The sequence below is a fragment of the Mycolicibacterium komossense genome, from assembly GCF_025822605.1.
Lineage (GTDB): Bacteria > Actinomycetota > Actinomycetes > Mycobacteriales > Mycobacteriaceae > Mycobacterium > Mycobacterium komossense.
Window position 1 is genome coordinate 572,050 of record NZ_JACKTY010000029.1, and the last position, 22,933, is coordinate 594,982.

31 protein-coding genes are annotated in these 22,933 nt (G+C 64.8%); 13 read left to right on the plus strand and 18 right to left on the minus strand.

Annotation, left to right across the window (positions count from 1 at the left end; genetic code table 11):
- The first annotated feature begins 64 nt into the window (after positions 1 to 64).
- Together H7J73_RS16220 and H7J73_RS16225 are read left to right on the plus strand one after the other, a co-directional pair.
- Positions 65 to 766, plus strand: coding sequence for a crotonase/enoyl-CoA hydratase family protein (locus H7J73_RS16220; protein WP_264068469.1), 702 nt, complete (start codon positions 65 to 67; stop codon positions 764 to 766).
- Between the two features lie 7 nt (positions 767 to 773).
- Complete coding sequence (locus H7J73_RS16225) at positions 774 to 1,412, plus strand: TetR/AcrR family transcriptional regulator (protein ID WP_264068470.1); 639 nt, start codon at positions 774 to 776, stop codon at positions 1,410 to 1,412.
- A gap of 24 nt (positions 1,413 to 1,436) precedes the next feature.
- Here H7J73_RS16225 and H7J73_RS16230 read toward each other — a convergent pair whose 3' ends face one another.
- The gene (locus H7J73_RS16230) at positions 1,437 to 1,655 is read right to left on the minus strand and encodes a hypothetical protein (protein ID WP_264068471.1); all 219 of its coding nucleotides are present in this window, start codon (positions 1,653 to 1,655) and stop codon (positions 1,437 to 1,439) included.
- A 156-nt stretch (positions 1,656 to 1,811) separates the two neighbouring features.
- Here H7J73_RS16230 and H7J73_RS16235 point away from each other — a divergent pair, with 156 nt between their 5' ends.
- Positions 1,812 to 2,693 (plus strand): NYN domain-containing protein, encoded by an 882-nt coding sequence (locus H7J73_RS16235; RefSeq protein WP_264068472.1) that lies wholly within the window; start codon positions 1,812 to 1,814, stop codon positions 2,691 to 2,693.
- A 49-nt stretch (positions 2,694 to 2,742) separates the two neighbouring features.
- On the opposite strand, the gene H7J73_RS16240 is transcribed toward H7J73_RS16235, so the two are convergent.
- The 12 genes from H7J73_RS16240 to usfY all read right to left on the minus strand — a co-directional run bounded on the left by H7J73_RS16240 (position 2,743) and on the right by usfY (position 9,522).
- Positions 2,743 to 2,958, minus strand: a complete 216-nt coding sequence (locus H7J73_RS16240) for a hypothetical protein (protein WP_264068473.1) — start codon at positions 2,956 to 2,958, stop codon at positions 2,743 to 2,745.
- Positions 2,959 to 3,107: 149 nt separating this feature from the next.
- Positions 3,108 to 4,373 carry a L,D-transpeptidase gene (locus tag H7J73_RS16245; protein ID WP_264068475.1) on the minus strand — a complete coding sequence of 422 codons (1,266 nt, stop codon included), beginning with the start codon at positions 4,371 to 4,373 and terminating at the stop codon, positions 3,108 to 3,110.
- Positions 4,374 to 4,555: 182 nt separating this feature from the next.
- Complete coding sequence (locus H7J73_RS16250; protein ID WP_264068477.1) at positions 4,556 to 4,684, minus strand: hypothetical protein; 129 nt, start codon at positions 4,682 to 4,684, stop codon at positions 4,556 to 4,558.
- Positions 4,685 to 5,383: 699 nt separating this feature from the next.
- A complete protein-coding gene (locus H7J73_RS16255; RefSeq protein WP_264068478.1) occupies positions 5,384 to 5,620 on the minus strand; it encodes a hypothetical protein in 237 nt (78 codons plus the stop codon).
- A 17-nt stretch (positions 5,621 to 5,637) separates the two neighbouring features.
- Positions 5,638 to 6,288, minus strand: a complete 651-nt coding sequence (locus H7J73_RS16260) for a biliverdin-producing heme oxygenase (protein ID WP_264068479.1) — start codon at positions 6,286 to 6,288, stop codon at positions 5,638 to 5,640.
- 107 nt (positions 6,289 to 6,395) lie between these two features.
- Positions 6,396 to 6,962 (minus strand): TetR/AcrR family transcriptional regulator, encoded by a 567-nt coding sequence (locus H7J73_RS16265; protein WP_264068480.1) that lies wholly within the window; start codon positions 6,960 to 6,962, stop codon positions 6,396 to 6,398.
- Between the two features lie 20 nt (positions 6,963 to 6,982).
- Positions 6,983 to 7,222: a hypothetical protein gene (locus H7J73_RS16270; protein ID WP_264068481.1), complete on the minus strand. Its 240-nt coding sequence runs from the start codon at positions 7,220 to 7,222 to the stop codon at positions 6,983 to 6,985.
- Between the two features lie 147 nt (positions 7,223 to 7,369).
- Positions 7,370 to 8,221 (minus strand): glycoside hydrolase family 16 protein, encoded by an 852-nt coding sequence (locus tag H7J73_RS16275; RefSeq protein ID WP_264068482.1) that lies wholly within the window; start codon positions 8,219 to 8,221, stop codon positions 7,370 to 7,372.
- Positions 8,222 to 8,307: 86 nt separating this feature from the next.
- On the minus strand, positions 8,308 to 8,532 hold the full coding sequence (locus H7J73_RS16280; protein WP_264068483.1) for a hypothetical protein: 225 nt from the start codon (positions 8,530 to 8,532) through the stop codon (positions 8,308 to 8,310).
- Positions 8,533 to 8,617: 85 nt separating this feature from the next.
- Entirely contained in the window at positions 8,618 to 8,713 is a 96-nt protein-coding gene (locus tag H7J73_RS33855; RefSeq protein ID WP_353961996.1) for a hypothetical protein, read from the minus strand.
- Positions 8,710 to 9,186, minus strand: coding sequence for a carboxymuconolactone decarboxylase family protein (locus H7J73_RS16285; RefSeq protein WP_264068484.1), 477 nt, complete (start codon positions 9,184 to 9,186; stop codon positions 8,710 to 8,712). Before H7J73_RS16285 ends, H7J73_RS33855 begins: the two co-directional genes overlap by 4 nt.
- Before the next feature lie 24 nt (positions 9,187 to 9,210).
- On the minus strand, positions 9,211 to 9,522 hold the full coding sequence (gene usfY / locus H7J73_RS16290; RefSeq protein ID WP_264068485.1) for a protein UsfY: 312 nt from the start codon (positions 9,520 to 9,522) through the stop codon (positions 9,211 to 9,213).
- Between the two features lie 236 nt (positions 9,523 to 9,758).
- Between usfY and H7J73_RS16295 the strand changes: the two genes are divergently transcribed.
- Entirely contained in the window at positions 9,759 to 10,373 is a 615-nt protein-coding gene (locus H7J73_RS16295) for a hypothetical protein (protein WP_264068486.1), read from the plus strand.
- A 95-nt stretch (positions 10,374 to 10,468) separates the two neighbouring features.
- On the opposite strand, the gene H7J73_RS16300 is transcribed toward H7J73_RS16295, so the two are convergent.
- Positions 10,469 to 10,600, minus strand: coding sequence for a hypothetical protein (locus tag H7J73_RS16300; RefSeq protein WP_264068487.1), 132 nt, complete (start codon positions 10,598 to 10,600; stop codon positions 10,469 to 10,471).
- A gap of 197 nt (positions 10,601 to 10,797) precedes the next feature.
- Here H7J73_RS16300 and H7J73_RS16305 point away from each other — a divergent pair, with 197 nt between their 5' ends.
- From H7J73_RS16305 to H7J73_RS16330, 6 genes are all read left to right on the plus strand, one after another.
- The gene (locus H7J73_RS16305; protein ID WP_264068488.1) at positions 10,798 to 11,436 is read left to right on the plus strand and encodes a response regulator transcription factor; all 639 of its coding nucleotides are present in this window, start codon (positions 10,798 to 10,800) and stop codon (positions 11,434 to 11,436) included.
- Positions 11,437 to 11,440: 4 nt separating this feature from the next.
- On the plus strand, positions 11,441 to 12,625 hold the full coding sequence (locus H7J73_RS16310) for a sensor histidine kinase (RefSeq protein WP_264068489.1): 1,185 nt from the start codon (positions 11,441 to 11,443) through the stop codon (positions 12,623 to 12,625).
- Positions 12,626 to 12,818: 193 nt separating this feature from the next.
- On the plus strand, positions 12,819 to 13,880 hold the full coding sequence (locus H7J73_RS16315; RefSeq protein WP_264068490.1) for a hypothetical protein: 1,062 nt from the start codon (positions 12,819 to 12,821) through the stop codon (positions 13,878 to 13,880).
- 113 nt (positions 13,881 to 13,993) lie between these two features.
- Positions 13,994 to 15,331, plus strand: coding sequence for a sensor histidine kinase (locus H7J73_RS16320; protein WP_276031372.1), 1,338 nt, complete (start codon positions 13,994 to 13,996; stop codon positions 15,329 to 15,331).
- 137 nt (positions 15,332 to 15,468) lie between these two features.
- Complete coding sequence (locus H7J73_RS16325) at positions 15,469 to 15,708, plus strand: hypothetical protein (protein ID WP_264068492.1); 240 nt, start codon at positions 15,469 to 15,471, stop codon at positions 15,706 to 15,708.
- A 46-nt stretch (positions 15,709 to 15,754) separates the two neighbouring features.
- Positions 15,755 to 16,300, plus strand: coding sequence for a hypothetical protein (locus H7J73_RS16330; RefSeq protein ID WP_264068493.1), 546 nt, complete (start codon positions 15,755 to 15,757; stop codon positions 16,298 to 16,300).
- A gap of 281 nt (positions 16,301 to 16,581) precedes the next feature.
- Here the strand turns inward: H7J73_RS16330 and H7J73_RS16335 are convergent, their stop codons facing one another.
- Positions 16,582 to 17,082: a hypothetical protein gene (locus H7J73_RS16335; protein ID WP_264068494.1), complete on the minus strand. Its 501-nt coding sequence runs from the start codon at positions 17,080 to 17,082 to the stop codon at positions 16,582 to 16,584.
- Between H7J73_RS16335 and H7J73_RS16340 the strand changes: the two genes are divergently transcribed.
- The 3 genes from H7J73_RS16340 to H7J73_RS16350 all read left to right on the plus strand — a co-directional run bounded on the left by H7J73_RS16340 (position 17,051) and on the right by H7J73_RS16350 (position 20,186).
- A complete protein-coding gene (locus H7J73_RS16340) occupies positions 17,051 to 19,024 on the plus strand; it encodes a CocE/NonD family hydrolase (protein WP_264068495.1) in 1,974 nt (657 codons plus the stop codon). The two genes, H7J73_RS16335 and H7J73_RS16340, sit on opposite strands and share 32 nt — an antisense overlap.
- Positions 19,025 to 19,521: 497 nt before the next feature.
- Positions 19,522 to 19,659 (plus strand): hypothetical protein, encoded by a 138-nt coding sequence (locus H7J73_RS16345; RefSeq protein ID WP_264068496.1) that lies wholly within the window; start codon positions 19,522 to 19,524, stop codon positions 19,657 to 19,659.
- 353 nt (positions 19,660 to 20,012) lie between these two features.
- Positions 20,013 to 20,186, plus strand: coding sequence for a hypothetical protein (locus tag H7J73_RS16350; protein WP_264068497.1), 174 nt, complete (start codon positions 20,013 to 20,015; stop codon positions 20,184 to 20,186).
- Here the strand turns inward: H7J73_RS16350 and H7J73_RS16355 are convergent.
- The 3 genes from H7J73_RS16355 to argF form a co-directional block, all read right to left on the minus strand.
- Complete coding sequence (locus H7J73_RS16355) at positions 20,183 to 20,653, minus strand: DUF5994 family protein (protein WP_264068498.1); 471 nt, start codon at positions 20,651 to 20,653, stop codon at positions 20,183 to 20,185. The genes H7J73_RS16350 and H7J73_RS16355 overlap by 4 nt on opposite strands.
- Positions 20,654 to 20,898: 245 nt before the next feature.
- A complete protein-coding gene (locus H7J73_RS16360) occupies positions 20,899 to 21,852 on the minus strand; it encodes a carbamate kinase (RefSeq protein ID WP_264068499.1) in 954 nt (317 codons plus the stop codon).
- 39 nt (positions 21,853 to 21,891) lie between these two features.
- Entirely contained in the window at positions 21,892 to 22,929 is a 1,038-nt protein-coding gene (gene argF / locus H7J73_RS16365; RefSeq protein ID WP_264068500.1) for an ornithine carbamoyltransferase, read from the minus strand.
- Between the last annotated feature and the right edge of the window lie 4 nt (positions 22,930 to 22,933).

Here is a 22,933-nt window from a genome sequence, read left to right on the forward strand (position 1 = left end):
CGTTTCGTAACGTCGTTACGTAACGTCGCCCTGAATTGGTAACGCGCCAACTTCAGGAGCAGTCATGAGCGGTCCGGTCACCTACCGACACGATGATGCGATCGCGGTCATCACCCTCGACGACGGCAAGGCCAACGTGCTGGGCCTTGGCATGCAGCAGGCCATCAACGAGGCCCTGGACCAGGCGGATCGTGACAACGTCGGCGCAGTGGTGATCGCCGGCAACCAGAAGGTATTCAGCGGCGGCTTCGACCTGAAGGTCTTCCAGTCCGGCGACGTGGCGGCGTCGGTCGCGATGCTCAAGGGCGGGTTCGAACTGTCCCACCGACTGCTGTCGTATCCCAAGCCGGTGGTGATGGCCGCGACGGGTCACGCCATCGCGATGGGCGCCTTTCTGCTCTGCAGCGGCGATCACCGAATTGCCGCACCGGGCTACAACATTCAGGCCAACGAAGTCGCGATCGGCATGGTGCTGCCCTATGCCGCGCTCGCCGTGCTGAAGCTGCGGCTGACGCGCTCGGCCTATCAGCAGGCGGTCGGTCTGGCCAAGGTGTACTTCGGCGAATCGGCGCAGGCCGCCGGGTTCATCGACGAAGTCGACCTACCGGAGCGCGTACTGGAGCGCGCCGAGGAGGCCGCCCGCGGATTCGCCGGACTGCATCAGGGTGCGCACGCAGCCTCAAAGCTGCGAGCCCGTGCCGACGCGCTTGACGGGATCCGCGCCGGTATCGACAACATGGAAGCCGAGTTCGGCATCAAGGCCTAGCTGCCCGATGCCCAGGGTCAAGCAGCGCACACCCGAACTGCGCGACCGGGTGCTCAGCGTTGCCGTCGACGTACTCAGCCAGGACGGCGTCTCCGGCTTTACCACCCGCCGGGTCGCGCAGCGGGCCGGCACGTCGGTGCCCGCGGTCTACGAACTGTTCACCGACAAAGCCGGATTGGTGCGCGCGGTCTACTTCGAAGGTTTCGCCCGATTGGGCCGCGCCCTGGCCGAGGTCACCGAGACGGCCGACCCGGTCGGAGATCTACAGCGGGTGATCCCGGCGTTCCGCCGGTTCTGCCTGGACTATCCGGCGCTGGCGCGGGTGATGTTCTCGCGGCCGTTCCAGGATTTCGATCCGGGTCCCGCGGAGCTCGCCGCCGACCCGTCGGTGCGGTCGGTCCTGATCAACAAGGTTCGACGCTGCGTCGATGCCGGACTACTGGTGGGCGATACGACCGATATTGCCCACGTATTGCTCGCTCTTGCACAGGGTTTGGCGGTGCAGGAGGGCGGCCGCTGGCTGGGTAAGTCGCCGCTGTCGGTGGACCGGCGCTGGGAGGTCGGCGTCAGCGGCCTGTTACGAGGGTTCGCGCGCGACGCCGATGCGGACCGGGGCACCGGCGATGGGCAGCAACAGCGCCACTAGGGCGCGTAGAGCGTCAGTTCGGAGTCAGCACCAAGCGCGCGCGAAGAATGCGCAGCCGACGATGCCGATCGCCAGCGCCAGGTTGGTCAGCCCCATCGAGACGGCGATGACAATTCCCGTGATGCCGGCGACGGCGATGATGACCATGAGGAGGCCGAGCGCCCAATGGGTGTCTGAGGTCTTGGCCGGCCGCGTGACGGCGAGCGGGGACGGAACAACGTGGCCGTCATGTGCACTGACCATGGCAGATCCCTTCGTCGTGACGAGGAACACAGTGTAGCGCGTTTTGTGATCCGCGCCACAACAGTTAAATGCACTAATTGTCTTGCGTCGCAAGAGGTTCGCTGTGCTAACAAAACGGCAGTGGGTCCCGGCGGCCAGATAGACGACACTGTGGTGATGACGGAACCTGGCGCCACCCGCGTTGCGGTCTACCTCGATTTCGACAACATCGTGATCTCGCGGTACGACCAGGTCAACGGCCGCAACTCATTTCAGCGCGATAAGACCAAAGGGCTGGACGCGAATCGGCTGGAACGAGCGACGGTCGACGTCGGCGCGATCATCGATTTCGCGTCGTCATTCGGCACGCTGGTGCTCACCCGCGCGTACGCGGACTGGTCGGCCGACGTCAACGCCGGATACCGCGGTCAGCTGGTCGGGCGCGCCGTGGACCTGGTGCAGCTGTTCCCGGCTGCGGCCTACGGCAAGAACGGCGCCGATATCCGGCTGGCTGTCGACACCGTCGAGGACATGTTCCGGCTACCGGACCTGACTCACGTGGTGATCGTGGCGGGCGATTCCGACTACATCGCGTTGGCGCAGCGCTGCAAGCGGCTCGGCCGCTATGTGGTGGGGATCGGAGTGGCAGGTTCCTCGAGTCGGGCGCTGGCGGCCGCCTGCGACGAATTCGTCACCTACGACGCACTGCCCGGCGTTCCGGCGTTCTCTCCTGCGGAGCCCGAAGCCGGCGACCTGCCGAAAACGCGCACACGCCGGACCAAGGCAGCCGAAGCCCCGGAACCCGACGAGCCTGATCCGCAGACCGCCGCCACCGGACTACTCCGCCGCGCGTTGCAGATCGGACTGGAGAAAGACGACGTCGACTGGCTGCACAACTCCGCAGTCAAGGCGCAGATGAAACGGATGGATCCGTCGTTCAGCGAAAAATCCCTTGGCTTCCGATCTTTCAGCGACTTCCTACGGTCCCGGACCGATGTGGTCGAATTGGACGAGAGTTCGACGACGCGGATGGTGCGCCTGCGAGGGGACGCGGGGTAAGACACACCTGAGCCCGGACGCGCGTGCATCCGGGCTCAGAGCCTGCGGGTTACCTGTTGTTCTGGTGGCTGTGGTGGACCTCGGTACCCGGCTGCGGGGCATTCGTCTGGATCGGGAAAGCCGTGTGCTCTTCAGGGATGTAGATGTAGCCGTCGTTGTTCTGGTGGGGATCGGCGTTGCTCGCGGATGCGGTGCCCAGTGCGATCAACAGCGGGGCGGCGATCAGGCTGGCCCCGACAGCGATGCGACGGACCGTGACATTCATGTGAATCTCCTTGTGCACGTTTGCTTTTAGTGGTCAACCCCGAACTTTCCGGGGTGACTCAACTATGTCGCACACAAGCAGCCCGGCCTGTCGGCCAACCGGCCCCTGCCAGGGGCGAATCCGCTGTCCCCCGATCAGGGGACCACAGTTCAGACGGACAGCGCACTACCCTTGATCCACTGATCCCACGGCACTGTCCAGTCGCCGCCCTGGGAGATCTGCAGCGGCGGCCCACCGGTGTTCTTCACCTCGACCACGTCACCGGGTACCGCGAAATTGAAGAACCAGGAGGCGTTGTCCGCGTTCAGGTTCAGGCAGCCGTGCGAGGTGTCGGTGTTGCCCTGCGCCCACACCGTGGAGTCGAGCTGATGCAAGTAGATGCCGTCGATGCTGATCTTGGTGGCGTAGGAGATCGTCTCCTTGTAGCCGAGCCGCGAATTGGTCGGCAGCCCGAAGGTGGACGAATCCATGATCACCGGGTTGGCCTTGTCGATGACGGTGTAGGCACCCGGCGGGGTGAAGAAGGAGAAGGTGGTGCCGGCGATGGTCTGGTATCCGCCCATCCCCATCGACGTCGGCATGGTGCGCACCAGCTGCCCATTGTTGAACACCTGGACCTGATGGGTGTTGTCGTCGGCGATCGAGACATGCGAATCACCGATGGTGAACGACGCCTTGGCGTTGTCCTCGCCATAGAGACCACCACCGAGCGGCGTGCCGTAGATATCGGCTTCGACGCTCACCTTGGTGCCCGGCGCGTAGTACTTCTCCGGCCGCCAATGGGCGACCTGGTCACTGATCCAGTTCCAAGACCCTGCCACGGGAGGGTTGGTGGTCACCTTGAGGTGCCGTTCGGCGCTGGCCTTATCGGTGATCGGCTCATCGAAATGCGCGACGATCACGTTCCCGATGCCGTAGGTGCCGCCGTCGCGCAGCGCGTTGCCGCCGATGGTCTCGAAGTACACCTCGGTCTGGTCACTCGGTGTCAGTGTGGTGAAGCTTGACGTCTCGCGCGCCGGCATCCCGCTGGGGCCGCGGCTGGCAACCGTCATCGTGTAGGTGTGGCCGTAGCCGAGCTGGATGGTCGGCTTCCATGCCCGGTTGTCCGGCGTCATAACCCCGGGAACGGATTTCCCGTTCTCGTTGACCATCTCGACACCGCTGAGTGTTCCGGACGCGGCGATGATCAGAACCCGCTTGGTCGGGTCGACATCGTCGGCGCCGGGAGCGGGCGTGATGGACAGCGCCGCCGGCTCCGGCGCCGGTGGGGGCGCTGCGGGGGCTGCCGCTGCCACCGGTGCTTGACAATGATCCGTGCAGCTCACCGACGAGGCGACGACGTCACCTCCGAGCACGGCAAGCACGGCCACCAGGATGGCCGCGCAGACACCGCGGGCACGGCGAGTAGAGCTCAACTGTTCTCCAGAGTGATACGAGGGCGGATTGATCGATCGGATTGCGATCGGTTGGTGCGATTTTAGCGGCTTCCCGGGCGGACGTGGCTGCGACAAGATGACGACCTAGCGGCGAGTTGCTCACAGCACGAGATAGCGAGGGCCCGGACGTGCATCCGGGCTCTCGCCGCGTTCGTTACGTATTAGTTGTTGTTCTGGTGGGGTGGCGCTCGGGGTGCCGGGTTGGCCACCTCGTCGTACAGGACACTGCTGGCCTGACTGGAGGCGGCGACCTCGACGGCCAGCAGGGCGGGCGATGGCCACAGTAGCACCGGCGGCGATATAGCAGAACGTGACGGTCACGATCGAATCCATCTGTGCAAGTGAGCTTTTGACTTGTTCACACTCCCGACACTCGGCCTGTCATTTGACTGGCCGCTTGGGGGATGAGACTGTCGCCCACCGATCAGAGGACGATCGCAGATGCCCCGCTCTGAGCGAGTCGCCCACCGTGAGCGAATTCGTTCGGAAAATCAATTCGCTGCTATATGGGCAATTCGCTCGGAGCCGGGCACAACAGCACACGGTTCCGCGCCGCCGCGCTGATCTCCCCTACTCCAGGTACGGCACGGTCCGGACCAACAGGGGAAACGCCGCCCACCGGTTGGCCAGGTGGATCCGGCCCCGCGGCACCGCGTCGGCTTCAGCGTGCAACGTAGGCACCAAAACACTGCTTGAAGCGGTACCGCGGATAGTGCTGCTGCAGCTCCGCCAGCCAGGCCGGGCCGATCGTGTCGAGTCGACGTCCCACACAGTCAGCCATGGAACCCGCGTGCACGAGACCCGCCGGATCACTGAGGTCATGGTCGGCCCCCGCAGTGACATGGCCGCAAATGGCACTCGCAACCGCTTCGGCAACGGCCGGATCGGCACCCACTCGGCCAGCAATTGCTGTGCGCGCTCACCGCCGGTGACCGCGAAACATCGTCCCGGCGTGGGGTGTTCCAGGTTGATGTCGTGCATCAGGGCAGTCAGATAAGACGGCTCGTCGTCGACGGTGACACCCTCGACGGTGGCGAGCGCCTTGCCGAGGAAGTACGTGCGGTAGGAATGCGCCAGGACGAACGGCGACCGAGGCGGTATCGGACGACGCCGACCAGGGCGCCAGGGACGTCACGCAGGATCGCCCCGACCAGATGGCAGTGCTCCCGTGGGGACAGATTGCCGCCGGTGCGCTGAGCCCAGTCCCAGTCCAGAGTGACGCCCATGAAGGGCGACGATAGAACTAGCGGCGGTAGGCCGGCAGGTTTCCCGCGAGTTCGTCGAATACCGACTGATTCAGGCTGAACGCGACCTTGACCTCGTCGACCGCACGATCGATATCGTCGGCGTCCAGGCCTAGCCCGTCGATCCGGTCGCGATAGGAGTCTTTGTAGGGCTTGGGGCGCATCGGGAAGTCGTAGAACGCAAGCCCCGCGCCGCCCAACTCGAAGCTGCGGTCAAGGATCCGACCAATGGCCTGGCCACCGGAGAGGTCACCGAGGTAACGGGTGTAGTGGTGGGCCACCAAGGCCCCACCCCAGGAGGCGTCGATGATTCGGTCCCGGTAGGCCTGCGCGGCGACGGATTCCACCTCACGCGGACCGCCGGGTGCCCAATGCTCCAGGTCCTGGTCGATCGCGGTGAGGCGTTCCAGCGCCGGGTCGTAGACCGCGGCGACGATCGGATCCTCACGACGGGCCCGGACGGCGTCCTCCAGCGCGGCGTAGACCGTGCGCAGCCGCAACAGATAGTCGACGTAGCCCTGCTCGTTGACCCGGCCTGCGAGCAGTTCCGAGACGAACGGCGACTGTTCGGCGGCGCTATGTTCTTGGGCCGAGCCTTCTTTCATAGCGACGGACAACGGACGGACGGCCTCGGCGGCGCTCAGCGACATGCTCTGCTCCAGAAATGGTCGACGCTTACCCAACAGGTCTGACAACGTGTCAAAACGATTATGACAGTCTGTCAGGAAGCTAGCACGGTGGCGAGCAGATGTGGGAGCTACGTTTTCGCGCCGAGCGCGCGCAGCACGAACCGCTCGATCGCCGAGACCGGCAGATCGCGCGGGGCCAGACAAGCGTGGATCAGCGACATCGTGGCGGTCTCGTCCTCGATGGTGAACTGACCCCCGGCAGCGCCGGCGGTCAGGATTTCCCGCAGCACATCTTCGATGGCGACGACGTGTTCGCGGATGGCGCGCATGGTGTCCATCGACAATGCGCCGTACAACTGCGGACCCAGTCCCATATGGAATTGCTGACCCGCATCGAGCTGGTACCTGATGTACATCCGCAGGCGCTCGACCGGATCGTCGACCCCGGTCAGGTCGGCGCGCAGGCCGTCGATGTACCGGCTGGTCTCGTGCGACGCGAACGCGACGACCACCGCTTCCTTGTCGGCGAAGTGATGGTAGATCGCCGTACGCCCGATATCGGCGGCGGCCGCGAGTTTGGCCATCGTGATCGCATCGAAGCTGTGCTCAGCCATCAACGCGGCGAACGCCTCGAAAACACGTCGTTGGACGTGTTCGCGGTGCGCCTCCACAGAGGGGGCGGTGATCTTGGGCACGTCGCGACTCTAACCTGGGCTTATTTGATGCCCTGCATCCGCTGCCAGTGGTGATGCTCGCGCGAACCCGGCTTGATATTGGTGCCGTTGACGCCTTGGCCACCCCCGGCGTAATTCTTGCCGGCATGGATCTGCGGGCCCGGGTTGGGGACCACGATGCTGTTGCCTGCGTGACTGGTCGCTGCCACGCCCACCGCGAGCAGCGCGGGCGCGATGGCCAGGGCGGCTCCTGCTGCAAGGCGACGGAAGGTGGCGTTCATCGGAAACTCCTTGTGTGAGTTAGCTTTTCAGTTTCCCTGCCGGTGCGTTCCGGCCTTGAGACAACTATGTCGCACTCACGCACGTCAGCCCGTCAGCTGACTGGCCCCTCCAACAGATGAGCCACGTGTCCTCCGATCGGTGGACGACTACCAGACGCGTACCCAGTCGATGAGCATGTCGGCGGGGTAGGTGCCCGAACTGGGGTCGCCGCCACCGGAGCCCGCAACCGCGAGATCCAGCACGGGAAACAGCTGGTAACCGGGCTCGTTGAACTGCCAGTCGGGCAGCGATTGCGCCGCGACGTTGAAGTAGGGCAGCGCCCCGTCGGAGTAGTCCTTCCAGAACCGCATACCCGCGTCGTCCCACTGGACTCGCCAGTTGTGCCAGGCGCTGTCCGGCGCGATGGTCTGGCTGACGTGCTCGCCACCGTTGAGCTTCGCGTGCACGGCGGTGCCCGCAGCCCACTTGCCGTTGCCGTACCACTCCATGATGTCGACTTCGCCGCCGTTGACCGGGCTGTTGTTGGCCAGATACCAGGCCGGCCAGGCACCCGGGGTGAGGCAGTTCAGCTTGATGCGCGCTTCCCAGGTGGTGCCGATGCCGCCGCGCCATTTTCCGAAGACTTTGCCGCTGTAGTACGTGTTGCCGTCTTTCGCGGCATGGAAGACGAGGTTGGACTTGCCGTCCTGGTAGACGTTGCGGCGGTCGTCGCGGTACTGACCGACGTTCTCGGGTAGCTCCCAGAACGTCGGGTCCTCCATTGTTTCCCGGGCCAGCGCCACCTCCCACTTCGACGGATCGGGCGCAGAACCCGCGGGACCGTTGAAATCGTCCTGGAAAAGGTAGGTCTGACCAGCCGGTGCGGCGGGAAGGGGCAGGCGCCCGGTGGGCACGTCCGGTCGCGGCTGGTCCGCACGAGCTTCGGCGATCGGGATGGTGGCCGCCAGGAGGCCAAGCCCCGTCATCATCATCGCGCGGCGGCGATCCATTTCAGGCATGACCTCCATACAAGCCCGAACCGCGGCCCGCGAGCAAGTCGCCGGGTTCGCTGGGAGGCCCTTGCGCCCTGGATACCGCCCACCGGCTACTGAACTCCCGTGTTGGTGGTGACTGGCGCAGGCACATCCCCGCTGAGGCGATGGGCCAAGTCGGGAAACGCCAGGTAAACCACCAATCCGACGACAAGACACGTGATGACGGTACGAATCACCCGCTGCCACAGCCGCCAGGTGAACCACGCCGCGGCCAGCGCGCCGGCGCCCGTCGCCGACATTCCGACGGCATGCGTCGTCAGATCCGGAATGCTCATCGGGGACCATCTTGCCGCCAAACGCTGGCCCGATCGGGGACCCTCGGCAGTGTCGCTTCCGGGTGGACGTCGTTCACCCACTCGATCACCCCGGGTGGCAGGCACCGATCGCATGGGTGTTGGAGATCGCGATGGGCAGTGACTGCTCACCGACTTCGCCGATCCACGCCGACCCCGTCATCTCGCCGTTCCCGTTGAGCTCGCCCGCACGGGGTGCCTGCTCAGGATCGACACCCGGTTGAACGCGTTGATGGCGATAGCCACCCACACGATTGCCGAGAGTTCCTCCTCGGTGAGCACGGCACGGGCGCGGGCGTACTCGCGTTCGGCGGTGTCGTGATCAGGCAACTCGGTGGTGATCTCGGCAAGCCGCAGCGCCGCCTGCTCACGCTCATCGAAAAGCTCCGTCTCGCGCCACTGTGACAGCGTCGCAAGCTGTTTCGGCGTCACACCAGCCTCGGCTGCTTTCCGGAAGTGCACTTCCAGACAGGTGGCACAGCCGTTGAGCAAGGACACCCGAACATTGATCAGCTCGACGAGTGTGCGCGGGAGTTCCGCTTCCTTCGCGGCATTGAAGACAGCAGTCGAGACACCGACGGCCGCGCGATAGGCCTCTGGTGTCTGCTTATCGATCCAGACATGCTCGGCATCCATCGTCCGAGCGTAGCGACGGGCGTGTCAGCTGGTGGGCAGGTGCGGCCGCCGGTCCGGATGGTCGGCGAACCACCGTTCCTCGACGCGCTTGACGCGGTGGTGCTCGAGGGCGACCAAGAGTCCACCCGCGGTCACCAGCGCCCCCGCGACGAGGCACAGCGGCAGTAGCCATTCGTCGTGTTGATAGGCCATCGCCGCCAGCATCCCGGCGATCGTCACCACTCCGAGCCCGATCAGCCACAGGCCGGGCAACCACAGGGTGTCGATGAACGATTCACCGGCATGCTGCTGAGTTGTGCGGGAGTGATCTATGGGGTCGTGATGGGCACCCTTCATGCGCATCTCCCTTCGATGCAGATAGACCTTTACGTTACGCCTGTTGTGACTCAGCTCACAGAGTTTGCCGATGCGGTCGGCGCCGGATGGAATCATGCAGCCATGGGGACACCGGACTGGTTCGAGCAACTGATGGGCTTTCGCGAGACGGCGTCGCCCGCTACTCAGGCGATCACACGCAGGGGCCAGCGTGTGCAGTCGCCGCCGGCGCAGCCACCATCTACCGCAACTACTGCGTGCCGATCGGCGACGAGGTCGGCCAGACGCGGCACCGCTTTCTCGACGGGCTGGCCCACGTGGGTGCAACCCTGTCGGAACACCTCGACATTCCCGCACACGACTTGTGGGAGATGCGAAACGGCTACGCGCTCTGCACATCCGAGGGTCTTGATGCGATCTCGGCAGCCCTGTCGAATGCCGACGAACGCCTGAGCCAGGAGCTGCGCGGCGAGCTCGCCATCGGCCTGCACCGCAATGTCGAGGTGACTCGCATCCCGGGCGAGACGCCGCATGTCTCGCAAGCCTTCTGCTCTGCACTGCCAGTCGCGTACAGCCACATTCCCGGCCAGAGGTGGGAATCGTTCGCGCGTCTGGTCCTGGAAGCGGCCTATGAAGCAACTCTCCTGGCCGCCGCAGAGGACGTCGATACGAATACCGTCCTCCTGACCCGCGTTGGCGGCAACGCCTTTGGCAATGATGACAACTGGATCGACGATGCCATCGTGCGAGCGCTGAGGACCGTCGAGCATGCAGGCCTCGACGTCCGACTCGTCAGCCACGGCAACATTCACCCGTCGATGCAGAGGATCGCCGATGACTGGAGCCGACACGGCCGCACGACGCCGCGGTGATGCACAGATCAGCAAGCAGTATGGCCTCGACAACGACTCAGGGCCCGGATGCCGAAGCATCCAGGCCCTGACCCCACTTCCGCGACAGTGGTGGCTTAGGCGTTGGTAGACATCCGATGCTTGTGGGCTTCGGCCTGGTTCGCGATCGTCGTGTCGTCCATCGAGATCAGGGCTGCGGCGACGGCCATCCCGATCCCCGCGACGATCAGACCGACGATGATACTCATTGCTAATCTCCTTGTGCACGTGAACTTTTCAGTTCTGTCCCCGCCGTTCTCCGGCGATGAGATAACTATCCCGCGCGCAGCGGCATCGGCCTGTCAGCCAAGTGGTGGATAGACCGGATGAATCGCGTGTCCCCCGATAGGGGGACCCCCTCGCCCCGGCTGTGGGAAGCTCACTTCGTGCGAAAGACGGTGCGCTGATGATGGAAAAGGTCCGAGTCGTGGTCGGGGACGATCACCCGCTGTTCCGCGACGGGGTGGTGCGTGCGCTGCAGAACAGCGGCGAGATCGAAATCGTGGCCGAGGCCGACGACGGAACATCGGCGCTGGAGGCGATCAGAACCCACAAACCGCAGGTCGCCCTGCTGGATTACCGCATGCCGGGGATGGACGGAGCAGAAGTCGCCGCCGCGGTCACCCGCGACGAACTTCCCACCCGGGTGCTACTGATCTCAGCGCACGATGACGCGGCCATCGTCTACCACGCCCTACAGGAAGGTGCGGCAGGCTTTCTGCCCAAGGAATCGAGCCGCAGTGAAATCGTCGCCGCCGTCCTGAGTTGCGCCAAGGGGCACGATGTCGTGCCCGCATCGATGGCGGCCGGCCTGGCCGGTGAGATTCGGAAGCGCAACGAACCCTCGGGGCCGACGCTCAGCGCCCGCGAACGCGAAGTACTCGTCATGATCGCGGACGGCAAAACCGTCCCCGCCATCGCCGGTGAGTTGTATCTGGCGCCGTCGACCGTCAAAACCCACGTGCAGCGGCTGTACGAGAAGCTCGGCGTCAACGACCGGGCCGCAGCCGTTGCCGAGGCCATGCGGCGCCGACTGCTGGAATAGCGGAGTGCGATCACTCAACCCCATCGTCGACTACCTCGCCGCGGAACCAGTGCGGGTGGCGGCGGCACTCCGGCTGCCGATGATCGGCCTGATCGTGTTGATCACCAACGTCGGCGCGGTCAAGAACTGGCTTCCCGCTGTCTACAACACGACGCTGCTCGTCTATTTCATCGCCGCGGTGCTCTGGTTGTCCATCGTGCTGCGTGGGCGGGTGCCGGCCTGGACGGGCTGGCTGTCGACGACGATCGACATCGTCGCCATCGTGACGCTGTGCCTGTCTTCCGGCGGCGCCACCGCCTGGCTGTTGCCGGTCTTCTTTCTGCTGCCGATCCTGATCGCGTTCCAGGACCGGCCTTGGCTGACCGGGGCGCTCGGCGCGGCCACCGCGGTGGCGTACCTCGCGGTGTGGATCGTCTACTCCAAACGCGACGACACGGTCGGGCTGCCGAACATCGTCTACGTCCACTTCGCTTTCCTGTTCTGGTTCGCACTCGCCACCACCGCCCTGTGCCTGGTGCTGTCCCGACGCACGGCCCGGGTGAAAACGCTGCTCGAAATGCGGCGTCAACTGGTGTCGGAATCGATGCGCGCAGATGAGATCTCCAGCCGAGAACTGGCCGAAACACTGCACGACGGGCCGCTGCAGAATCTGCTGGCCGCCCGTCTGGATTTGGAAGAACTCGCCGAGCGCTACCACGACCCGGACCTCGAAGCCGTACGCCTGGCCGTGACCCGCACCGCCACGCAGCTACGGTCGACGCTGACGACGCTTCATCCGGCGGTGCTGGCGGAGCTCGGGTTGGCAGCCGCGGTACGCGAACTGGTGCACCAATATGCCGGTCGGGATCACTTCGACATCGAGACCGAGCTGACCGACGTCGGTAAGCCGCTCGTCCAGGACCTGCTGTACCGGGCGGCCCGCGAGCTGCTGACCAACGTCGTCAAACATGCCGACGCCACCCGCGTACTGATCCGCCTCGAGCGCGACGATCGCTGGATCACCCTGTCGGTGATCGACAACGGCAAAGGGTTCGACCCGGCACTCGTCGACAAACGGATCACCGAGGGACATATCGGGCTGGCATCGCTGGTCGCGCGGGCCGAGGCGATGGGCGGGACGATGGAGTTCGTCCCGGCCGAGGGCGGTGGCACCCGGGCGACCATCACCACGCCGGCCGCCGCCGCCTGATTAGCCCTGGCGGGTTTCTTGAACGGAAGTTCGCGGTCACCGTAGATGCCGCAATCCGACGCCCCGTTGCCCTACTGCGTCGACCTCGCTCAAAGACGCACCAAACCTGAACGTACTCAACCGAATTCAATACATCTCGCCACAAGTCGGGATACGTTCGCCTGGTCAGCGGAACGACAGTCGGGAGTCGCCCATGCCAACCGCCATTCGCCCTTTGACGTCACTCGCTGTTGCGATCGTGGGGGCCGGCGCCCTCGCGATCCCACCGGCGTACATGCCGCCACACTCCCTGGCCCAGGTCTCGCCGACGGTCCAACTGGCCGCCACAACCGACATCCTCGGCCCCGACCAGTCGACCCTGGACGGTAGCCACGCCGCTTTCTATAACCTGTTACCGGTTATGAAAACACTTGGCCTGGTGACGATTTCGCCGACTGCGCAGGAGTTGGTGGACTTCTCTACGAGCTCACTGAGCGGAGTGCTACTCGGCTTGGCAGGTCCCCTCGCCGGGCCCGCCGTGCTACTGACCGCCAACCTGCAGTCCATCGCCGCCGACGTCGCCGCAGGGGATGTCGGCGGTGCCCTCGCGACACTGGCCGGCACTCCCGCCGCCCTGGTCAACGCATTCCTCTATGGCGGCGTTCACCTGGACCTGACCTCGCTGGTGGCGACGGCGGGCCCCGCGTTGGGCCTGCAATTCCCCAACGGCGTCAAGTTGGGAATCGCCTTCGGCGGACTGCTCAGCCCGGCCGGCTCGGTATTCAACGCGCTCGACTTCAACTTCTCCCTGGAACTCGGTTCCCTTCCTCTGGGCACCATCGGCCTCGCGACCGGAACCGGCCCCGGCGCCATCAGCTCGCTGGCCGCGCTGGTCGGTACCGCCGCCGAGGCAGTGACCGGCGCCCTCAACGACGTGGCGACAGCGATCTCCGAGATTCCCCGCTCAGTGGTGAACACCGTGACTGCCCTGGCGACACCGGGTGCGGGGTTGCCTGCGCTGACCGCACGTAAGGCGGCCGCCGACACCGCGGCACCCGCCACTATTCAGTTGCGGGACAAGACAACTCGGGACAGCGTCAAGGCAGTGCCGAACGCCGCGCGCAGCACCGGCGGCAAACACCGCGCCACCTCCGGCGGTCCGGCAGGCGATCAGGTCAGCGCGGCCTCGGCCTCCGCCGATACCGCACCAGCCGCGAAGGCCGGCCCCGCCGGGCAGGCCAAGCACACCAAGACCGCACAGCACGCCGCGGCTTAGACCGCACACCTGCCGGGCTCCACGCGATCGATCAGGCAAGATCGTCGGGTGAGCTGTAACGAGACACCATGAAAGACATCGGCCAAGGAATACGCTGGCTGTTGCGGTTACCGCTGCGGATGCTGTCGCTGCGCACCATCGTGATCGTCGCCGCACTGGGCGTCGTGACCACCGTCATCATCATCGGCACCTGGGTGTGGGTCGGTATCACCAACGACCTGTACAGCCAGCTGGACCGGCGACTGGATTCACTGAGCAGCCTCGGTGATTTCAGCAATCTGCTCGGCAGCGTGCTGAGTTCGGGAACCGACCAGCCCATTCCCGAAGGCGGCCTGGTGCGGACCGCACGGATCGGGGGTGCCACCGTTTCGGTGCCCAGCGACATCGTCCTGCCGGAGTTCGAGAACGGTTTCGCCGACACCACCATCGACGGCGTGCACTATCGCGTCCGCACCTTCGTCGCCGGGCCGGCCACCATCGCGATCGGCGCACCGATCGCCGAGACCCAGAAGCGGATCAACGAACTGCACCTGCGCGTGCTGATCATCTGCGGCAGCATCATCGCCGGCGCGATCCTGATCGGCTGGGTGTTCTCGCTGATCATGATCAACCCCTTCCGCCTGCTGGCCCAACAGGCCCGCGTCATCAATGCCCAGTCCAAACCCGACGAGGTCCAGGTGCGCGGGGTGTGGGAGGCGGTGGAGATCGCCGAGGCAGTGGAGGGCATGCTAGCCCGGATCCAGACCGAACAGGAACGTACCAAGGCGGCACTGGAGTCGGCGCGCGATTTCGCCGCCGTCGCCTCTCATGAGCTGCGCACTCCGCTGACGGCCATGCGCACCAATCTCGAGGTGCTCTCCACCCTGGAACTGCCCGCCGAGCAGCGCGACGAGGTCATCGGCGACGTCATGCGCACCCAGGGCCGGATCGAGGTGACGCTGACCGCGCTGGAGCGCCTCGCGCAGGGCGAGCTGACCACGGTCGACGACTTCGTGCCCGTCGACATCACCGAGCTGCTGGACCGGGCGGCGCACGACGCGATGCGCACCTATCCCGACCTGTCGGTATCGCTGGGGACACTGAGCACGGTGCTCATGCTGGGACTGCCGGCGGGGCTGCGGTTGGTGATCGACAACGCCATCACCAACGCGGTCAAACACGGTGGCGCCACCGAAGTCCGGCTCAACGCCATCAGTTCCGCCGAGGGCGTGGAGATCACCGTCGACGACAACGGCAGTGGTGTCCCCGAAGAGGAACGCAAGACCGTCTTCGAGCGCTTCGCCCGCGGTTCGACCGCTTCACGCACCGGCTCGGGTCTCGGGCTGGCGCTGGTCGCCCAGCAGGCCGAGCTGCACGGCGGGACCGCCTCCCTGGAGGTGAGCCCGCTTGGCGGCACCCGCCTGATGTTGCGGCTGCCCGCACCCGGGCGCACCGACGACACGCCCTTGTGACGTCTGCCCGAAAGCCCGGCACCTCATTACAATTCGATCGCTTCACACTGTTCAATACCGCTTCATCGAAATGCAGAGCCATGCGCTCGAAACGGCGGTAATCTACACACCTCACATCAGACCTCGGGGAGAGATTAATGCGAAGAATTGCTTTGGCGGTTGCCGCCGCGGCACTAATTGTCGTCCCGGTTGCGGGCGCTCAATCGGCACAAGCCGCGTCGACGACCACACCCAACCAGACAATCACCACTCCGGCACCCGCGCAGGGACCGAAGGTGCTCATGTTCGACTGCCAGGGCACCACCGGCTATATGGGCTGCGGGCCTGGCTGGTTCTGGCGGGACGGCTGGCGCGGATTCTCGTGCTACCCGTGCTGACGCGTCCAGACATAAAAGCCAACCGCACAGATTGGAACAGGACGCCATGAGTCGTTCATTTACTGCAATGCGCCGCCTGACCGCGGGCGCGCTGATGATTGCCGGAGCAAGTGTCAGCGGTCTCGGAATTGCTTCCGCAGATCCTGGTGATTACACGGGTTTGCTCGTTCACCCGAATACCGTCACCGATTCCGATGCTTACTCATCCGGGGCGCCGATTCTCGACCCGAATGGGCAGCAGGGCGCGCAGGCGGTTTACAACCACCGCGACGGCAGCCGCGCCATCACCGATACGGTCCTGGTTCTGGCCGATCCGACCGCGGCCACTGACGCGCTGAACGCGGCACGGGCCGGCAGTGGTATCGCCAACCCGAAGTCGCAGCCCGCTCCGGTGGGGGTCGACGGCACGATCCTCACGGGCACTGGGGCCAACGGGCAGTCGGTCAGTCTGTTGTTGTTCACCCAGGGCAACACTGCGACGACGGTCGAATTCACCGGTCCCGGTAACGATCCGGCGCCGCAGGACCTGGTGGTCCAGTTCGGCCAGCAGCAGGACAGCACGATCAAGGGCTGGCAAGCCGAGTTGGGCTGAGCTACCGAGAGTCACGACAGAGAGGCCGGATGCGCGAGCATCCGGCCTCTCTGCTGTCCAGGCTTGTACACCCTGCAACCCGAGCGTGACGGCAAATCGGCAGAAGATTAGAGATTTACTTAAGTGTTAAATTTTCGCCTCATCGAATTGACGGAGGCATAAAGTTTGCCGAGGCGATGGTCGGCCTTTTCCCAGGAGGAAAGCATGTGGGCTGCAAAGCATTTGGACCTGGTCAGTGGATTTGCCGTCGCGCTTGGGGTGAGCGCTGCGATGCTCACCGGTTACGGTGTGGCCGCAGCCGACACCGGCACTCCCGGCACATCAGCGAATTCTGACAGCGCGGCGCACAGCAGCCCCTCGAAACCGTCGGCGGGACCGTCGAAATCCTCGGCATCACGGCCGTCGACAGCGTCGGCCGCATCATCGAAAAAGCCCAAGCCCCAGGTCGTCGCGGCGACCACCACCGGCTCCACCGGAAGCACTGGCACCGACACCTCGGCCGCCGCGGCCGATAACACCGCTGCGCTGCCGGCCATCACCACCCGGTTCGCCCCCATCAGGACATCGAAGCCCGCGGCCACCAGCACCACGTCGACGTCACTGACGACGACTGCCAGCGGACTGGTCGTACCGATTGCGACGGCGCAGCTGTCGGCACCCAGCGCCGCCAGCGCCACATCGTCGTCGCCGGGCGGTTTGCTCGCAGCCCTGATCGGCGACATCTTCACCGGCAACTCGCCCACCACACCGGTGGCCTCGCCGACCGACTTACTTCTCGCCACAGCCAGCCGCCGTCAACTCGTCTCCGCCGCAGTCGATTCCAACCCGAGCTTCAACCTGACCAACGGTGTCATCTACGGCAACGTCAATGGCACGGGTACGTCTCCCCTGACCTACACCGTCATCGGTGCCCCCAGTGCGGGCGGCAAGGTCACCCTCAACAGCACCGACGGCAGCTTCAGTTTCCTGCCCGACTTCTCCGTGGTGCAGAGCCACGGCACCGAAAGCTTCTCGGTGCTGGTGAACGAGACCACTCCGCTGGTGACAGCGTTGGTCGGCATTCCGGTGGTCGGATCGCTGATAGTCCAGCCGGTCGTGATGGCGCTCTACCAGGTGCCCGGCGTCAACGTCTTGCTCGCACCACTCATCGGCGCCTCGACCATCACCAACGTCGTGGTCCCGGTGGGCACTCTTGTCGGCGACAACCCGGTCGCGTTCACCACCAAGGTCCCCTCCGTCGGCGGCGCACTGATCAGCGTCAACTACTTCCCGGCCACCGGGCTCCAGACCGGCCAAAGCGCGCCGACCGTTCTCAACGGTCCCGGCCTGGGAACCGCAGGCAATATCGACCCCACCTCGGTCACGATTGTCAGCGGACTGGTGCCCGGGTTGGTACCGCTGCGCAACGACGGCTACAACGTCATCACCTGGGATCCGCGCGGCGAATTCGCCTCCACCGGCACCCTGCAGCTCGACTCCCCCGCGTTCGAAGGCCAGGACGTCTCGGCCATCATCGACTGGGCCCAGACGATGGACTCGGTTCAGAAGGACGCCACCGGCGACCCGCTCATCGGCATGGTCGGCGGCTCGTACGGCGGCGGCATCCAGTTGGTGGCCGCCGGGATCGACAAGCGGATCGACGCGATCGTGCCCGGTATCGCCTGGAACAACCTGAACGACTCGCTGTACCCCCAGTCCACCTTCAAGACCTCGTACGCATCGCTGCTGCTGCTGTCTCTGGTCACCACGGGCGCCCGGATCAACACTCAGATCTACGAGGGCATCGTCCTGGGGGATCTGCTCGGCGTGCTGACCGACAGCCAGCAGGCGCTGCTCGCCAGTAGCGGCCCAGACTTCCTGGACGGCAACATCACCGCCCCGACGTTGTTCATCCAGGGCACAGTAGACGTGCTGTTCCCCCTCCAACAGGCTCTGATGAACTCGCAGATGCTCAACCCGACCACCCAGCAGGCGATGATCTGGTTCTGCGGTGGCCACGGCGCCTGCCTGGATCTGACCGCCGCCCAGCAGCAAGCGCAATCGGAATTCCTCACGCAGCAGACGCTGAACTGGCTCGACAAATACGTCAAGGGTGAGACCATCGCCGATCCGCCGAAGTTCCAGTGGATCGACCAGAACGGCGTCTACCACGCATCTGATCTGCTCCCGACCGACCCCAACTTCAACCTGCCCGCGGCGGACAATCTGAACACCGAAGGGTCCGGCGGTCTTCTGCCGATCATCCCGCTCATCGGCGGCTCGGGACCCCAGACCGACATTCCGATCCCGTACTCGCTCGGCCTCGGAGCACCGGCCAGTAACGCCATCAACATCCCGCTGAATGTCGGCACCGCCGAAGCGAATATCGCGGGAGCGCCGACGCTGACGATGACCTACTCCGGGCTCGGCACCAGCCGGTCGGTGTATGCGCAGATCGTCGACGAGGACACCGGACGGGTCGTCGGCAACATCGTCACGCCGATCCCGGTGACGCTGAACGGCCAGCAGCAGACGGTGCAGATCCCGATGGAGGACATCGCCTACACCGTCAACGCCGGCGGCACCCAAAGTCATCTGACGCTGCAGATCGTCTCCTCAGCCACCCCCTTCCTGAACTTCACGCAGTTCGGGGTGATCAATGTGTCCGGCGTCAGCGTCAGCATGCCGGTCTACAACACGGCCAACAACGCCGTCACCGCGGACGATCTGGCGAGCGTCGCCTAGCTCAGGGCCGATGCGAGGCGAGGCACCAGCCCCGCTGAGGAGTCAGGCAATCAGACGAACGCCTGACGACCGATGCGAGGCGAGGCACGAGCCCCGCTGAGGAGTCAGGCAATCAGACGAACGCACTCGAGCCCTCTCGGCAAACCGCCGGGAGGGCTCGAACATGTCGGGGCATGCGATTATCGGATCGCCTTTCTGCGCTGGCACAGTTGCAAATATTTTTTCTGATTTTCAATCACCACTTTTCGAGTAGCTTTGCGGCCTCATTCGAATGCCGCGGCCGACGAACCAGCACCGATATTTCGCCTGGAGCCACAGCAAAAGTGCTCGCCAGGGCATGTACTGTCGGGTCCTGGGGGCTACTATCTGCTCAACAATGGCGTGCACAACGGGGTGTCTCAGTTGATCTGATCAACTGTTTTATCGGGGGTAGGGGTAACTCGGTGACAACTGTCCTGGCTGAAATTCGCCGTAAAACTCGGGTAATTCGACGACGAGTGCGGCACAAACGAGATGAGATCGACGTCCGCTACCCGTCGTTGGGTCGGTGGCTGCAGTACTCGGCCGTCGCACTGCTGGTTCTTTTCACCATCGGCATCGTGATCTATGCGTTGCAGGCGGCAAGCGGTCGTTAGCCCGGGCGGGGGGCGGCGCGAACGTGTGGCCGGACGTGAGACGACCCTTCTCGAACGTGGTGTCGGTCCAATCGACCAGGTCGTTCTGGTACATCTCCGGGCCATCCGCAGCAAGACCGATCTGCAGCCACGCCTGCTTGGTGGTGTCGTCGACGTGCACGGAGAACCCGGTACCCCCGAGTCTGACAACAGACACCTGGATGCGGAACGGATACCACGCCGACCCGGGCCCGCACTGGATACTTCGGGGGTCGAAATCTTCACCGCGCGCCAGTATTTGACAAGGGAACTTGCACAGCCTTTCCCTAGGTTGACCGCGGGCAGCTCTCAGACGGCCGATCTACCGTGAATGCATGGGCGTTGAAGTGATCGCACGGTTGTTCCGGAACCGCGCGGTATGCGCGTGCGGCTGGCAGAGCGAATCCCACTTCTTCCGCGGTGGCGCCGTGGTCGATGGCGGCCTGCACCTCAGCACCCATTCCTACGCGGCCGACACGCCGCCGGTCCACGTCCAGCAGGCCAGCTAACTCGGAGCCACTAACTCGGAACCGCTGTCCAAGGACAGCAGGGAATCCACCGTTGAGGCGGAGCCGGATTCCGCTGCAGCCATCATGGTGGTGTGCGCGTGCCGTTCATCAGTGGCCGGCGGGACGACCAGTAGGACGATCCGGCCGTTGTCGAGTCCAATCACTTCGATGGTGTTGCCTGGTTGCAGCGAGTATCCATCGAGCCGTACGACGCGACCGCCGGTGATGAACTTCCGGGGCGCGCTGGGCCATTCGTCGAAGTTGTACAGCACACGAACTATGGGGCCGAGGCGAACCGACAGCACCGCCAACAGGTCCGGCAGCTCGGCCGCGAGGTCATTGCCGTGTGGCCACCAGGCGCCGTCGACGTATCCACTCTGGCGCTCCTTCGGTTTCAAGCGCAACCGCGGCGTGTGCGCCGGAACCGTGGACTGCTCAACGTTGTCAAGTGCCTGCTGTCGCGTCATGCGACGTCCTGTCTCGGCCGGAAATCGGCCAGATTACTCAGATCGGCGGCGCCTCTACTCGAAAGGTCACCTGTACGAAGTACGGCCGATATCGATAACTCTACGCCGATCCGGGAGAACTGCGGCACGAAATCCACGACGAGATGGAGACCGTCGATAGGAAATTGACTTTCGTTGTTGCACAGTTGATTTCGACCTGGCGGGTACCGGGCGTCGCGGACGACAGGCCTCGATCGGACTCAGGTCTAGCGGGATCCCGTCACGGCGGATACTTCCTGCGCCATGCGTGCCTTGACCGCGCTGATAGTGGTACCGGCAGTGCCGGCGAGCAGTGCCGGCGCATCGGTCAGGGCACCGATGACTGCGGGATGTCCAGTGGCCGAGACGAATCGGCGGCAGGCCTCGATCTTCGGTTGCATCGACCCGGCCGGAAACTGCATGGTGGCGAGCTCCTCAAGTTCGAGGTGAGCCAGGGGTGCGGCCTGCGGTGTGCCGAAGTCTCGCATCACGGCGGAAACATCGGTGAGCACAAGCAACCTGTCGGCGTGTACCGCGATGCCCAGCAGGGCGGCGACGTAGTCCTTGTCCACGACAGCATCGATCCCGCCGAGCCGACCCTCGGCATCCGCAGTGACCGGCGCACCGCCGCCCCCGCCGCAGATCACCACCGTTCCGGAGTCCACGAGGTAGGCAATGGAATCCTGCTCGATGATGCGGCGCGGGTCCGGGGAGGCCACGACGCGCCGCCACCGGCCGCCGTCGGCGCGGATGCTCCATCCGTGCCGCTGGGCGAGTTCCTGTGCGCGAGCGGCGGAGTAGCCCGGACCGACGAACTTCGTCGGCGCCCGAAAGGCCGAGTCGGTGGGGTCAACCTGGGTTTGCGTTATCACGCTGAGGATCGGTTTGTGTACGCCGGCGTTGCGCAGCGACTGAGTCAGCCAGTAGCCGATCATCCCTTGGGTCTCGGCGACCAGATCGTCAAGCGGATAGGACCGGGTCAGATCTGGATCGTTCTCACTCTCCACTGCCAACATGCCGACCTGTGGTCCATTGCCGTGGCAGATGAGCAGGTCGTGGGCGTCAGCGAGCGGGGCGAGGACCCCTGCCGCCGCCTGGATGTGCCCTAGTTGGACACTGGCATCGAGTCTTTCGCCTCGGCGCAGAAGGGCGTTTCCGCCGAGTGCGACCACGATGCGCATGTCAGCTGCCGTCCAGAAGTCGGACGGTCACGAGACCGATCATCGCAACTCGTCCGTGGTGAACGCGTTGACCAGCACGGCCTTGACGGTGTGCAGCCGGTTCTCGGCCTGGTCGAAGACGACGGAGGCCGGCGATTCGAACACCGCGTCGGCAACTTCGGCACCGTCGAGCCCGAACCGCTTATACAGACGTCGTCCGAGGTCGGTGTCGGTGTTGTGCAACGAAGGCAGGCAATGCATGAACTTGGTGTCCTGGCGAGCCGTGGACGCCATCAGTTCCTCGGTGACGCGGTACGGCAGGAGCATGGGAACCCTGGTCTCCCAGTCGTCGTCGGACTCGCCCATGCTGACCCACACGTCGGTGTAGACGTATTCAGCGCCCAACACTCCGCGCTCGACGTCATCGGTGACCAGGATGCGCGCACCGCTGCGGGCAGCCAACCGATGCGCAGCGGCGATCACGTCACCGGGTGGCCACAGCTCGCGCGGAGCGGCGATGCGGACGTCCATGCCCAGCAGCGCACCGATGATCAGTAGCGAGCGGGCGACATTGTTGCGGCCATCACCGCAAAAGCAGTAGGCGATCTCTTCCAGGGGACCTTCGTGATGCTCTGTCATGGTCAGGACGTCGGCCAGCATCTGGGTCGGATGCCATTCGGTGGTCAGCCCGTTCCAGACCGGAATGCCCGCATAGTCGGCCAGCTGCTCGACACCGGATTGGGCGAAGCCACGGAACTCGATGCCGTCGAACATCCGGCCCAGCACGCGCGCGGTGTCGGCGATGGACTCGCTGCTGCCGAGGTGGGAGCCGTTGGGACCGAGGTAGGTGACGTGGGCGCCCTGGTCATAGGCGGCGACCTCGAAAGCGCACAGCGTGCGAGTAGAGGCCTTCTCGAAGATCAGCGCGATGTTCTTACCGGCCAGCTCTGCTATCTCGGTGCCTTCGGCCTTGGCGCGCTTGAGGTTTCGCGCCAGCTCCAGCAGAGCCAGTACCTGCGTCTTGTCCAGGTCGAGTTCCTTGAGCAGCGAGCCGGGATGCCGTTGGCGACGTAGCGGGCCGGTGAGAGAAGTCGTCATGTGA

Bases quoted from the DNA above. Each gene is read 5' to 3' on its own strand.
- H7J73_RS16220 (WP_264068469.1), top strand. From the start codon at position 65: ATGAGCGGTCCGGTCACCTACCGACACGATGATGCGATCGCGGTCATC.
- H7J73_RS16225 (WP_264068470.1), top strand. From the start codon at position 774: ATGCCCAGGGTCAAGCAGCGCACACCCGAACTGCGCGACCGGGTGCTC.
- H7J73_RS16230 (WP_264068471.1), bottom strand. From the start codon at position 1,655: ATGGTCAGTGCACATGACGGCCACGTTGTTCCGTCCCCGCTCGCCGTC.
- H7J73_RS16235 (WP_264068472.1), top strand. From the start codon at position 1,812: ATGACGGAACCTGGCGCCACCCGCGTTGCGGTCTACCTCGATTTCGAC.
- H7J73_RS16240 (WP_264068473.1), bottom strand. From the start codon at position 2,958: ATGAATGTCACGGTCCGTCGCATCGCTGTCGGGGCCAGCCTGATCGCC.
- H7J73_RS16255 (WP_264068478.1), bottom strand. From the start codon at position 5,620: ATGGGCGTCACTCTGGACTGGGACTGGGCTCAGCGCACCGGCGGCAAT.
- H7J73_RS16260 (WP_264068479.1), bottom strand. From the start codon at position 6,288: ATGTCGCTGAGCGCCGCCGAGGCCGTCCGTCCGTTGTCCGTCGCTATG.
- H7J73_RS16270 (WP_264068481.1), bottom strand. From the start codon at position 7,222: ATGAACGCCACCTTCCGTCGCCTTGCAGCAGGAGCCGCCCTGGCCATC.
- H7J73_RS16275 (WP_264068482.1), bottom strand. From the start codon at position 8,221: ATGCCTGAAATGGATCGCCGCCGCGCGATGATGATGACGGGGCTTGGC.
- H7J73_RS16280 (WP_264068483.1), bottom strand. From the start codon at position 8,532: ATGAGCATTCCGGATCTGACGACGCATGCCGTCGGAATGTCGGCGACG.
- H7J73_RS33855 (WP_353961996.1), bottom strand. From the start codon at position 8,713: ATGACGGGGTCGGCGTGGATCGGCGAAGTCGGTGAGCAGTCACTGCCC.
- H7J73_RS16285 (WP_264068484.1), bottom strand. From the start codon at position 9,186: ATGGATGCCGAGCATGTCTGGATCGATAAGCAGACACCAGAGGCCTAT.
- usfY (WP_264068485.1), bottom strand. From the start codon at position 9,522: ATGAAGGGTGCCCATCACGACCCCATAGATCACTCCCGCACAACTCAG.
- H7J73_RS16300 (WP_264068487.1), bottom strand. From the start codon at position 10,600: ATGAGTATCATCGTCGGTCTGATCGTCGCGGGGATCGGGATGGCCGTC.
- H7J73_RS16305 (WP_264068488.1), top strand. From the start codon at position 10,798: ATGATGGAAAAGGTCCGAGTCGTGGTCGGGGACGATCACCCGCTGTTC.
- H7J73_RS16315 (WP_264068490.1), top strand. From the start codon at position 12,819: ATGCCAACCGCCATTCGCCCTTTGACGTCACTCGCTGTTGCGATCGTG.
- H7J73_RS16325 (WP_264068492.1), top strand. From the start codon at position 15,469: ATGCGAAGAATTGCTTTGGCGGTTGCCGCCGCGGCACTAATTGTCGTC.
- H7J73_RS16330 (WP_264068493.1), top strand. From the start codon at position 15,755: ATGAGTCGTTCATTTACTGCAATGCGCCGCCTGACCGCGGGCGCGCTG.
- H7J73_RS16350 (WP_264068497.1), top strand. From the start codon at position 20,013: ATGGGCGTTGAAGTGATCGCACGGTTGTTCCGGAACCGCGCGGTATGC.
- H7J73_RS16355 (WP_264068498.1), bottom strand. From the start codon at position 20,653: ATGACGCGACAGCAGGCACTTGACAACGTTGAGCAGTCCACGGTTCCG.
- H7J73_RS16360 (WP_264068499.1), bottom strand. From the start codon at position 21,852: ATGCGCATCGTGGTCGCACTCGGCGGAAACGCCCTTCTGCGCCGAGGC.
- argF (WP_264068500.1), bottom strand. From the start codon at position 22,929: ATGACGACTTCTCTCACCGGCCCGCTACGTCGCCAACGGCATCCCGGC.